The sequence below is a fragment of the Amycolatopsis sp. SID8362 genome, assembly GCF_010550475.1.
GTDB lineage: Bacteria > Actinomycetota > Actinomycetes > Mycobacteriales > Pseudonocardiaceae > Amycolatopsis > Amycolatopsis eburnea.
Genome location: NZ_JAAGNB010001157.1, coordinates 22,150 through 33,376, shown reverse-complemented (window position 1 = coordinate 33,376; position 11,227 = coordinate 22,150). Strand labels below are relative to the sequence as shown.

Sequence of the window (11,227 nt, the reverse complement as noted above, 5' to 3'; positions counted from 1 at the left end):
CGTCGCGGACCTGGACGCCGGGCCGGCCGAAGCCGTCGTGCAGGGGCTGGGCGCCGACGTCACCTGGACCGAGCTGGCGGCGGTGGGGCACCTCGCCGAAGCGGGTGTCCCGTGGGTGGCCACGAACGTCGACCTCACCCTGCCGACGCCGTCCGGGCGGGCACCGGGCAACGGCGCGCTGGTCGCCCTGGTCCGGACGGCGACCAGCGCGACGCCGCACGTGGTCGGCAAGCCGCGGGCCGCGTTGTTCGAGCTGGCCCGTGACCGGCTCGGGACCGGCCGCCCGGGCACCCTGGTGTGCGGGGACCTGCTGGGCACCGACATCGAGGGCGCCAACGCGGCCGGTCTCGACTCGCTGTTCGTCTTGAGCGGGTCCTCACGGCTGCGCGACCTGATCTTCGCCGAGCCCGCCGCTCGTCCGACGTACGTGGCCGGCGACCTGAGCGGTCTGCTCGAGCCGTTGCTGCCCCTGCGCGACGCCGTCCTCCGGGACGTCGGCGACCGCGCCGAGTCGCTCCGGTCCGTGGTCGCCTCGGCGTGGGCCGCCCGCGACGCCGGTGGCGAGGTCTCCAGCGACGCCGGTCTGTGGGACGGGATCGAACGCCGTCTCGTTCCGCCGCGCTGAGGCGGCGGCCGCGGCGACCCGCCTGCCGTGACCTCCGAGGGTGCTGCCGGCGAATTCGGGCCCGGGTGGTTTCTCCGACGGGGCCCTGGCGCGTTGTCGGTGTCCGGTGGAGGTCTACCGGAGTGGCCAACATGACGACCGCAATGGCCAAGTCACCGACCGGACCGGCCAACGTGCCGGGGCCCGGCATGTTGGCCGTTCCGGTCGTTGTGTTGGCTGCTCTGGTCGTTGTGTTGGCCGCTGCGGGACGGTCGGCCGTGGGGGCCGCGGCCGGAAGCCGCCCAGGTGGGTCTCAGCCGGGCAGCGCCGGGGGCACGCCCGTGCGCTCGTACTCCGCCAGCAGGCCGATCCGGCGCTGGTGGCGTCCGCCTTCGAACTCGGCGGCGAGGAACGCGTCCACGATGCGCTCGGCCTCCTCGACCGGGTGCATCCGGGCGCCGATGGCGGCGAGCTGCGCGTTGTTGTGCCGCCGGGCCAGCAGCGCGGTGTCGACGTTCCAGACCAGCGCGGCCCGGGCACCGGGCACCTTGTTGGCGGCGATCTGTTCCCCGTTCCCGGAACCGCCGACGACCAGCCCCAGGCTGCCCTCGTCGGCGACGACGCGCCGCGCCGCTTCGACGCAGAACGGCGGGTAGTCGTCGTCGGCGTCGTAGGCGTGCGGGCCGACATCGGTCACGTCGTGGCCGAGTCCGGTGAGCCGCTTGACGAAATGGTCCTTGAGTTCGAGGCCGGCGTGATCGGAGCCGAGGTAGATTCGCACGCCGGAAGCGTAAGCGCGCATTCACGCGAATACCGGCCGGACGGCCATTGCGATTGCTGCCGGGGCCTTTGCCGTTTCTTATGGTCGGGCGCCCCGCGGCCCCCGGTCGACCGGGGTGGCGCCACCGCCGGTGCACCCGCCCGCCCCACTCGTCGGCGCGCCGGCACCGTTCGGCACCGGTTGCCGACCACTGGTTGACGGTCGGTTGCGGCCGGTCCGCCGGGCCCCGGATGCTCGTTCGTGGCCGCGAGATTTCGTGAAGATGTCCTCGGAGTTGCGCGGCGCACGAAGTCCGGTTTTCGCCCGGTAGCCGGGCGCAGTCGACAGGAGGAGCAAAACATGAAGTGGGAAACGCCGGAGTACACGGTCGTCGAGGTGTGCGCTGAGGCCACCGGTTACTTCTATCGGGGCTGACGAAGCCGGGCCTCACCACAAGCGTCGGCGCACGGCCCCGGCTCCCGGACACCCGCCCGGGCCGGGGCCTTGCGCCACCTGGTCATCCTCTTTAGGTGGTTGAAGTGACCCTTGAATTCCTTCCGCTGCTCGCGCTCGCCTTCGGGCTCAGTCTCGACAACTTCCGCTCGTCGATCGCCATCGGCACCATCCCCTTCGGCTGGCGGCGCGCCGTGCAGGTCGCGCTCGTCTTCGGGCTGTGGGACGCGGTGGGGCCGCTGCTGGGCGGCGTCCTCGGCCACTACCTGGGTGACTTCCTCGGCGACACGGCGGAGTACATCGGAGCGGCCGCGCTGGGGTTGTACGGCGTGTACTTCATCGTCGGGGCGATCCGGAAACCGGAGCCCGAGGACATGGACCACCCCTGGGTGACGCTCTTCGGCATGCCGCTTTCGCTGACCCTCGACAACTTCATCGCGGGCGCCGGGCTCGGGATCGCCGGGTTCTCCCTGGTCGTCCCGATGCTGACGTTCGGCGCCATGACCGTGCTCATGTCGTTCGCCGGCCTGTTCGTGGGGCGGATGGCTGCCAAGGTCGTCCGCATCCGGTCCGATCTGTTCAGCGGGATTTCGCTGCTCGGCGCGGCGATCCTGCTGCCGCTCGTCTTCGGCTGACCCGCGCGCCGGGAGGACACCGATGCCCGAGAATCCCGACACCCACGTCTACCGCACCTACGACCAGGTCCTGGCCGAGCCGCGCGGCGGCACCGGCCGGTGGCCGGACCGGGTCGACCTGAAACCCTTGCGGCGCAACCAGCCCGAGTCCGATCCGCTCGGCCCGGCGTTCGACTACGCCGCGCGGTTCTCGACGCTGGACCTCGACGAGGTCGCGCGGGACATCGACGAAGTGCTGACGACGTCCCAGGACTGGTGGCCCGCCGACTTCGGCCACTACGGCCCGCTCGTGCTGCGGATGGCCTGGCACGCCGCGGGCACCTACCGCGTCAGCGACGGCCGAGGCGGCGCGGGCGCCGGGATGCAGCGCTTCGCTCCGCTGAACAGCTGGCCGGACAACCGGAACCTCGACAAGGCGCGCCGGTTGCTGTGGCCGGTGAAGAAGAAGTACGGGACCAGGATCTCCTGGGCGGATCTGATGGTCTTCGCGGGCAACCGGGCCCTGGAGTCGATGGGCTTCAGGACTTTCGGGTTCGGCGGCGGCCGCGCCGACGTGTGGGAACCCGACGAGACGTACTGGGGCCCGGAGCTCAAGTGGCTGGCCGAGGAGCGCTACCGCGGCCTGCGCGAGCTCGACCAGCCGCTGGCAGCCGCGGAAATGGGGCTGGTCTACGTCGATCCGCAGGGCCCGGCCACCAACCCCGACCCGCGGCTCGCCGCCCGCGACATCCGGGAGACCTTCAAGCGGATGGGGCTGGACGACGAGGAAACCGTCGCGCTCATCGCGGGCGGGCACACCTTCGGCAAGACGCACGGCCCGGCGGACCCGAACCTGGTCTGCGGCCCCGAACCCGAGGCCGCGCCGCTCACCGCGCAGGGCCTCGGCTGGGCAGGCGGGCACGGCAGCGGCATCGCGGCCGACGTCGTCACCAGCGGGCTGGAAGGGATGTGGACCCGCACGCCCGTCCAGTGGGACCACACGTTCTTCGAGACGCTCTTCGAGTACGAGTGGGACGTCGAGCTCAGCCCGGCGGGCCTGTGGCAGTGGATCCCGCGTGACGGCGGGGGCGAGGGCACCGTCCCGGATCCCTTCGACCCGGCCGAAAAACACCACCCGGTCATGCTCACCACCGACCTCTCGCTCCAGGAAGACCGCGCCTACGAAGCGATCTCGCGGCGGTTCCTGGAACACCCGGACCAGTTCGAAGACGCGTTCGCGCGCGCCTGGTTCAAGCTGACGCACATCGACATGGGCCCGATCCGGCGGTACCTGGGACCACTCGTCCCGGCCGAACGGCTGATCTGGCAGGACCCGGTGCCGGAGGTGGACCACGAACTGGTGGACGCCGACGACATCGCCGCCCTCAAGCGCGAAATCCTCGGCTCCGGCTTGACCGTCGCGCAGCTCGTCGCCACGGCGTGGGCCTCGGCTTCGACGTACCGCGACAGCGACAAGCGCGGCGGGGCGAACGGGGCGCGGATCCGGCTCGAACCGCAGCGCGGCTGGGCGGTCAACGAACCCGGCCGGCTGGACGTCGTTCTCCTCGCGCTGCAAGGGATCCAGGAGCGGTTCAACGCCGAACAGGCCGGGAGCAAACGGATTTCGCTGGCCGACCTGATCGTGCTCGGCGGGTGCGCCGCGGTGGAACACGCGGCCGCGGCCGCCGGCCACGACGCCGACGTCCCGTTCCGGCCGGGGCGCACCGACGCGACGCAGGAGTGGACGGACGTCGCGTCGTTCGAGGCGTTGCGGCCCACGGCGGACGGCTTCCGGAACTACCTCGGCGACGGGTTCCGCCTGCCGCCGGAACACCTGCTGGTCGACCGGGCGAGCCTGCTGACGTTGAGCGCGCCCGAGATGACCGTGCTGCTCGGCGGGCTGCGGGTGCTGGGCGCCAACCACCGCGGCTCCCCGCTGGGGGTGCTGACGGAGGCGCCCGGAACGTTGACGAACGACTTCTTCGTCAACCTGCTGGACATGAGTACACAGTGGACAGCATTGCCGGGCGGGCATTCCTGGGTGGCGCGCTACGAAGGCCGCAGCCGGGAAACCGGTGCGCGGCGGTGGCTCGCGAGCCGGGTCGATCTGCTGTTCGGGTCGAACTCCGAACTGCGGGCGATCTCGGAGGTCTACGCGAGTGCGGACGCGGGCGGGAAGTTCGCCCGTGACTTCGTCGCGGCGTGGGTGAAGGTCATGGAACTCGACCGGTTCGATCTCCGGGCCGGATCATTTCCCACGAACGGTACTTCCGGCCGGGCGAACGGCTGACCGGGATCGATTTGTGGCAACGGATTTCGGAACTCCCGTCGCGGCGGTAGATTCTGATTTGTTGCAGGGCAAGGAAAACTCAACGACGAGGAGGTGATGTCCGATGACGATCATGGAGGAGCGAGAGGATCTCCTGGCCGAGCTCGGCGGGCAGAACAGGGCGACCATCGGGGCCGTGCTCGGGACCGGGTCGATCGCCAAGGCGACCGAGCGTCCGGACGGGACGATGGAGGCGACCATCCGGATCCCGGAGGACGCGATGGCGTGGGAGCCGGGCGTGCTGATCATGCCGCACGGCGGCGTCCTGGAGCTGACGATCATCAACGACGACAAGAACACCCACGCCTGCTTGCTGCCCAGCAACGGCGAGCGGCAGTTCATCGGCCTGCTGAACCACTCCAAGGGCAGCGCGACGCTCGAGCTCGACGGCCCCGGCTGCTACTGGTACGGCTCCCCGGCCGGCAACGACGAGGGCCGCGGCCTGCAGGCCGCCATCGTCGTGACCGGCGAAGTGCCGCCGGAAGCCAAGCTCGACCGACCCGCCCAGCCGCGGCCGTAGGAAGGCAGATCACCGATGACCCTCGAATACGTCGACGCCGGCAAGGCGTTCAACCACAGTCAGCTGTCCAACCTGCCGCACCAGGCGCCGGACGTCACCCGCGGCGTCAACTACGAGCGCATTCTCGAAGCGCGCGGCGAGAAGGACAACTGGATCACCTACTACGGTGACTACGACGGCAAGCGGCACAGCCTGCTCGACCAGATCACCGTCGACAACGTCAAGAACCTGAAGGTGGCCTGGATCTTCCAGGCGGGCGCGACCGGCATGATCGCCTCGACCTCCACCTACGCGTTCGAGGCCTGCCCGCTGGTCGTCGACGGCGTCATGTTCGTCACCGGCTGGGACGGCTGGCTGTGGGCGCTCGACGCCAAGACCGGCGAACAGCTGTGGCGCTACAAGCACGCGATCCCGATCGACGTCACGCTGTGCTGCGCCAACGTCAACCGCGGCTGCGCGGTGGCGAACGGCAAGGTCTACATGGTGACGCAGAACGCCCAGCTGGTCGCGATCGACGCCACCACCGGGAAGAAGGTCTGGCAGAAGACCATCGGCGACGTGCGCGCGGGCGAGAGCGCCTCGATCGCGCCGCTGGTGATCAAGGACACGCTCATCACCGGGTCCGCCGGCGGCGAGTACGGCGTCCGCGGCCACATCGACTGCTGGGACCTGGAGACCGGGGAGCAGCGCTGGCGCACCTACACCGTCCCGAAGCCGGGCGAGCCCGGTTCGGAGACCTGGCCCGCCGACGGGGAGGCCTGGCAGCGCGGTGGCGCGAACCACTGGGTCACCGGCACGTTCGACCCGGAGCTGAACCTCTACTACGCCGGCACCGGGAACCCGGCGCCGGACTTCGACGGCGAGGTGCGCGAGGGCGACAACCTCTACACCGACAGCGTCGTCGCGGTCGACGTCGACACGGGCGAGATCAAGTGGCACTACCAGTTCACCCCGCACGACCTGTGGGACTACGACTCCACGATGGAGATGACCCTGTTCGAGCGGGACGGCAAGAAGCTGCTGGCCCACTTCGACAAGAACGGGTACATGTTCGTCCTGGACCGCACCAACGGCGAGCTGCAGCACGTCACGCCGTTCGTCGACCGGATCGACTGGGGCGTCATCACCCGCGACGGCAAGGTGACCCCGCGGAAGTACCCGGACAAGGAAGGCGAGCCCTGCCACTTCTTCCCCGGCCCGGCCGGTGCGAAGGAATGGACGCACGCGTCGTACAACCCGGAGCACGACCTGTTCTACGTCCCGGTCGCCGACGTGGGCGCCACCGCCACCCGGCGTCGCCGCGAGTTCAAGGAAGGCATGCCCTACTGGGGTGCCGCGGTCGAGGTCGACGTCGACAACATGGCGGGGTCGGTCAGCGCGTTCGACTCGCACGGTGAGGAGAAGTGGCGCCACCGGCTCGACAACATGCCGATGGCCGCCTCGACGCTGAGCACCGCGGGCAACCTCGTGTTCGCCGGCACGCCGGCGGGCGAGTTCCTGGCGCTGCACGCCGAGACCGGCGAGAAGCTCTGGAGCTTCCAGTGCGGCAGCGGGCACCACAGCAGCCCGAGCACCTTCACCGTCGACGGCAAGCAGCACATCGCGGTGCCGGTAGGCTGGGGTGGCTGGCTCGAGGGCATCGTCCCCGGCCTGTCCGGCCAGGGGCACGGCGCTTCGCTGATCGTGTTCTCCCTGTGACACCGGGACTTCCCGGATAGGTGCCGACCGGTGGTCGAGTCGTCCCGGCGACTCGGCCACCGGTTTCGGCGTTTCCCCGTCGGGCCGACGGAAAGGTGATCCCGATGAGCCAGTCATCGACGTCCGCACCGGAAAGGTTGCCGTGCCTGTACTGCGGAGAGCGCTACGGACCGGACGACGTCGCGCGGCACACCGAGCCGGTGGCGTGCGGGCCGTGCATCACGTGCGTCGGCAAGCCCGCGTGCTTCGAGTGCCGTCTGATGTACTGCGTCTGCGACGTGCACCGCTACGGCGGCTGAGCGGGTCAGATCTCCAGGGCGCGGCGCACGGTCGGCGCGTTGCGGCGGGACACCGGGACCATCGTCTGCGCCTGGTCGTCCATGACGAGGAACAGCTCGCCCTTGTAGCGGCGCTCGACCTCGCGGATCCGGCTGAGGTTCACCACGTACTGCCGGTGCACCCGCAGGAACCCGGCGTCGCCCAGCTCGGTTTCGAGCCGGTCGAGGCCCGGCGAGGCGGCGCGCAGCATTCCCTGGTCGGTGGAGAGCCACACGTCGTTGCCGTCCGACTGCGCGAAGGCGACTTCGGGCAGCCGCAACAGGACCATGCGGTTGTCGCGCGTGGCGACCATCCGGTGCGGCTGCGCGCGAAGCGGGGCGTCGTCGCCGGGCCGGGGCAGCGGATCCCCTTCGGTGACGCCGAACGAGACGACGTTGCCGATCAGGTGCCCGGCCAGGAACACCGGCCGGAAGCTGATCGACGTCGGTTCGGCGGCCAGCCGTGTGAGGATCTGCGTCGAGCCCGCCCAGTCGGGGTTGCGTGCCGCCTGCTCGCAGGCGTACTTCGCGGCCCGGATGAACTCCGGCAGCTCCGGTTTCCACCGCACCGCGGGATCCGGCGCCGGCGTGGAACCCGGGATGCCGAGCAGCACACCGGCGGTGTCGTCGGCCAGCACGACCCGGCCCGCGGGATCCACGACCGTGAGCGGCGCCCGCGAGGCCGACCTGGCGTGGTTGAAGGCGGCGATCAGTTCGGCGCCGTCGTCCTTCGCGTGCTGGCGCAGGATGCGCTGGGTCATCGTGGCGGCGTTGCCGAGCCAGGAGCCCACGCTCGCGGGCAGCTCGCCGCGCCAGCACGAGATGTTGAGCACGGCCACCGGTTTCCTGGTCACCACGTCCCGGACCGCCACCCCGGCGCAGGTCCAGTCGTGGAAGGCCTGGCACCAGTGCTCGGCACCGCGGATCAGCACGGGGGTGTACGACAGCAGCGCGGTACCCATGCCGTTCGTGCCGGCGGCGCCTTCGGCCCAGCAGAACCACGGCGCCAGGTTGGCCTCGGCGGCGACCGCGCGGGTGGCCGGGTCGCCCCACTGGGCCAGCACCCGGCCGGTGCCGTCGGTGATGGTCACGATGGCGCCGAGCGGGCCGACCTCGTGCACCAGCGAAGCGGCGCGGAAGCCGAGTTCGGCGAACACGACGTCGTGCTCCAGCGCGTGGCCGACCTCCGCGACCGCGGCCGGGGCTTCGGCGAGGCCCGGGTCGACCCGGTACTGGTCGCGGCACCGGTGCCAGGAGATCGCGATCTCGGGACGCACGCCGCTGAGGTCGTCTTCACCCCGCGCGAACCGTTCCCACGCTTTGAACACCGTCGCTTCGCCACGGCGGGCCGGCCTCGGTTCGAGCCGGCGTACCTGTGCCATGGGAGACCACCTTCGGTCCGCCGGGCCGGAGGCACGGCGATTTGGCTTCGTCGCAAGCTAAACTCCGCGCCCGAGCGAGGGCAAGCGGCGTGTGATGACCGTGGGTGAACGCCCCACGAACGGTCGTGAAGCGATGACGGACGGCGCCCGGTGGTCCACGAGCGGTAGCGCCGGGGCGCCGGGAAAATCCCGTCCTACCCTGGTTTTCGGCCCGATCGGCGGTTCTCCCTGCCTACCTGTCCGATCGGGTAGTTCTACAGCGATGTTGATGAACGACGTGAACATGTCTTGAATGCTTGGCTGCGTCGAGTTACTTTGTGACGGCGTTCAGTGTCCGGCGGCAGGAAGCCCCCGGTACACGCGGCGACAAGGAGGTCGCGATGACGGGGAGAGTGCCACCGCTGGTGATCGCACCGAGCCGGCCCAGCGGGCGTGACCGCGTGCCCGGCGGCTCCCTGGTGGCCAGCTCGTCGGCGAAGGAAGTGGCTCGCGCGTGGGAGAACTTCGCCGCGGGCGAGGACATCGAAACGGGCGTGCGGCCGGAGATCCTCGCTTCGTGGTACCGGTGCCGCGACCGGTACGACGTGGACCGCACGCTGGACATCGCACCGGGAGCCCGCAGCGAGGAGGACCAGCGGCTCGACAACGGTGTCATCTACACCTCCCTCGGCGGGCTCGGTGCGCTGGCCGGGCAGGAAGTCGAGCGCGACGGCGCCGTCGTCACCGTGACGGACGGGGACGGGCGCGTTCTCGGCGCCTGGGGCGACCCCAGCGCGTTGCGCCGCGCCGAGCTGCACAACCTCGCGCCGTGGTCGTCGTGGTCGGAGGAGTGCACCGGCACGAACGGGATGGGCACGTCGCTCGAGGTGTCCGGCCCGGTGACGGTGACCGGGCCGGAACACTGGTGCCAGGCGTTCCACCAGTGGGCGTGCGCCGGGGTGTCCATTCGCGACGTGGTGACCGGCGCCCCGGTCGCCTCGATCAACATCTCGCGCTGGAACGCGTCGCTGTCCAAGCTCGTGCCGCCGTGGCTGACGAAGGCGGTCGCCTGCGTGGAGCAGGAGATCTACCGGCGTGCCATCTACGAAGCCGACAAGGTGATCGGCGAATTCACCAAGAAGTGCGCGCAGGCCGGTGGTTCGTTCATGGCGATGGACCGCGGCGGGAACGTGATCGCCGCCAACGAAGCGGCCGTCGCGATGCTCGGGCTGGCCGGCGAAACCCCCATCGTCGCCGGGGCGACCGAGCCGGCCGAGCGCTGGATCCCGGACATCGCCGGGCTGCCGGAAGTGGTGCGGTGGGCGAGGGAGCGGGCGCAGGGCAACGCGGAGTGGAGCGGTTACGCACGGCTGCCGGTGTGTCCCGGCGAAGAGGACACGCCGTTGACCTTGCGGTCCGTTGTGGACTCGAACCACGTGGTCGGTATGTTGTGCGCGTTCGGCGTGCAAGAGGGCGAAGCTTTCGAAGGGAACGCCGACGACGCGATCGGGCCGTTGCCGCGATGCGTCATCGGGATGCGCAAGGACCGGCTGGTTCTGCTGGCCCCGTCGGAGATCCGCTACGCCGAGGCCGACCGGAACATCGTCTGGCTCGTCACGGAACGGGGCCGGATCCAGGCCGCGACCCGCGGCCTGGAGAACGTCGAGCGGTTGCTGACGTCCTTCGGGTTCCGCCGGGTGCACCGGCGGTTCCTGGTCAACCTGCGCCGGGTCGCGGAGATCGAGCGGGGCATCAAGGGTGAGCTGTTCCTGATCATGGACTCCCGGGACCACGAGTTCGTGCCCGTTTCCCGGCGCCACGCCCCGGATCTGCGGCGCATGCTCGGGGTGTGATCAGCCGGAGACGGCTTCCGCCTGGCGGCGCAGGCTTGCCACGGCCCGCGCCGGATCGGCGGCCGAGTAGACGGCCGAGCCGGCGACGAAGCAGTCGACGCCGGCCTCGGCCGCCTGCTCGATCGTGTCCGCGTTGATGCCGCCGTCGATCTCGACCACCAGGTTCAGGTGACCGGTGTCGACGAGCTCCCGCGCCCGGCGCACCTTGGTGAGGACGTCGGCGATGAACTGCTGGCCGCCGAACCCGGGTTCCACGGACATCACGAGCAGGGTGTCGTAATGCTTGAGCACGTCGAGGTAGGGCTCCAGCGGCGTGCCCGGCTTGATGGCCAGCCCGGCTTTCGCGCCCGCGGCGCGGAGGTTCTTCGCGAGCATGACGGGATCCTCGGCGGCCTCGACGTGCACGGTTACGTTGTAGGAACCCGCTTCCGCGTACGCGATCGCCCAGTGGTCCGGCTTCTCGATCATCAGGTGGCAGTCCAGCGGCAGGTCCGTGGTGGCCAGCAGTGACCGCACGACGGGCAGGCCCAGGGTCAGGTTCGGCACGAAGTGCGCGTCCATGACATCCACGTGCAGCCAGTCGGCACCACGCTTTCCTTGCACGGCGGCCACTTCGTCGGCGAGCCGGGCGAAGTCGGCGGACAGGATGGACGGCGCGATCAATGGCTTCTTCGACACACCCCGAGCGTACGGCCGCGGGGGCCGGTCCGTGGCTATT

Annotated in this window: 10 protein-coding genes; 7 read left to right on the top strand and 3 right to left on the bottom strand. The window is 70.4% G+C overall.

Going from position 1 to position 11,227, the window contains the following annotated elements; translation table 11 throughout:
- On the top strand, positions 1-625 hold a 625-nt coding region (locus tag G3I65_RS35890), incomplete at its 5' end, for an HAD-IIA family hydrolase (RefSeq protein ID WP_160700029.1).
- A gap of 292 nt (positions 626-917) precedes the next feature.
- Here the strand turns inward: G3I65_RS35890 and G3I65_RS35885 are convergent.
- Positions 918-1,385 (bottom strand): ribose-5-phosphate isomerase, encoded by a 468-nt coding sequence (locus tag G3I65_RS35885; RefSeq protein ID WP_160700028.1) that lies wholly within the window; start codon positions 1,383-1,385, stop codon positions 918-920.
- Positions 1,386-1,903: 518 nt separating this feature from the next.
- On the opposite strand from G3I65_RS35885, the gene G3I65_RS35880 reads away from it, so the two are divergent.
- The 5 genes from G3I65_RS35880 to G3I65_RS35860 all read left to right on the top strand — a co-directional run bounded on the left by G3I65_RS35880 (position 1,904) and on the right by G3I65_RS35860 (position 7,277).
- Positions 1,904-2,452, top strand: coding sequence for a manganese efflux pump (locus G3I65_RS35880; protein WP_309235894.1), 549 nt, complete (start codon positions 1,904-1,906; stop codon positions 2,450-2,452).
- 22 nt (positions 2,453-2,474) lie between these two features.
- On the top strand, positions 2,475-4,721 hold the full coding sequence (gene katG / locus G3I65_RS35875; protein WP_160700027.1) for a catalase/peroxidase HPI: 2,247 nt from the start codon (positions 2,475-2,477) through the stop codon (positions 4,719-4,721).
- A gap of 103 nt (positions 4,722-4,824) precedes the next feature.
- Positions 4,825-5,280: an MSMEG_3727 family PQQ-associated protein gene (locus G3I65_RS35870; RefSeq protein ID WP_160700026.1), complete on the top strand. Its 456-nt coding sequence runs from the start codon at positions 4,825-4,827 to the stop codon at positions 5,278-5,280.
- 15 nt (positions 5,281-5,295) lie between these two features.
- The gene (locus tag G3I65_RS35865) at positions 5,296-6,978 is read left to right on the top strand and encodes a PQQ-dependent dehydrogenase, methanol/ethanol family (RefSeq protein WP_160700025.1); all 1,683 of its coding nucleotides are present in this window, start codon (positions 5,296-5,298) and stop codon (positions 6,976-6,978) included.
- A 104-nt stretch (positions 6,979-7,082) separates the two neighbouring features.
- Positions 7,083-7,277, top strand: a complete 195-nt coding sequence (locus tag G3I65_RS35860) for a recombination activating protein 1 (RefSeq protein ID WP_160700024.1) — start codon at positions 7,083-7,085, stop codon at positions 7,275-7,277.
- Between the two features lie 5 nt (positions 7,278-7,282).
- On the opposite strand, the gene G3I65_RS35855 is transcribed toward G3I65_RS35860, so the two are convergent.
- The gene (locus tag G3I65_RS35855; protein WP_160700023.1) at positions 7,283-8,677 is read right to left on the bottom strand and encodes a DNA-binding protein; all 1,395 of its coding nucleotides are present in this window, start codon (positions 8,675-8,677) and stop codon (positions 7,283-7,285) included.
- 380 nt (positions 8,678-9,057) lie between these two features.
- Between G3I65_RS35855 and G3I65_RS35850 the strand changes: the two genes are divergently transcribed.
- Positions 9,058-10,509 carry a DNA-binding protein gene (locus G3I65_RS35850; RefSeq protein WP_160700022.1) on the top strand — a complete coding sequence of 484 codons (1,452 nt, stop codon included), beginning with the start codon at positions 9,058-9,060 and terminating at the stop codon, positions 10,507-10,509.
- Here G3I65_RS35850 and rpe read toward each other — a convergent pair whose 3' ends face one another.
- A complete protein-coding gene (gene rpe / locus G3I65_RS35845; RefSeq protein WP_160700032.1) occupies positions 10,510-11,172 on the bottom strand; it encodes a ribulose-phosphate 3-epimerase in 663 nt (220 codons plus the stop codon).
- Between the last annotated feature and the right edge of the window lie 55 nt (positions 11,173-11,227).

What these genes read in the sequence shown, in the direction of transcription:
- katG (WP_160700027.1), top strand. Translation starts at nt 2,475, where the DNA reads ATGCCCGAGAATCCCGACACCCACGTCTACCGCACCTACGACCAGGTC.
- G3I65_RS35870 (WP_160700026.1), top strand. Translation starts at nt 4,825, where the DNA reads ATGACGATCATGGAGGAGCGAGAGGATCTCCTGGCCGAGCTCGGCGGG.
- G3I65_RS35865 (WP_160700025.1), top strand. Translation starts at nt 5,296, where the DNA reads ATGACCCTCGAATACGTCGACGCCGGCAAGGCGTTCAACCACAGTCAG.
- G3I65_RS35860 (WP_160700024.1), top strand. Translation starts at nt 7,083, where the DNA reads ATGAGCCAGTCATCGACGTCCGCACCGGAAAGGTTGCCGTGCCTGTAC.
- G3I65_RS35855 (WP_160700023.1), bottom strand. Translation starts at nt 8,677, where the DNA reads ATGGCACAGGTACGCCGGCTCGAACCGAGGCCGGCCCGCCGTGGCGAA.
- G3I65_RS35850 (WP_160700022.1), top strand. Translation starts at nt 9,058, where the DNA reads ATGACGGGGAGAGTGCCACCGCTGGTGATCGCACCGAGCCGGCCCAGC.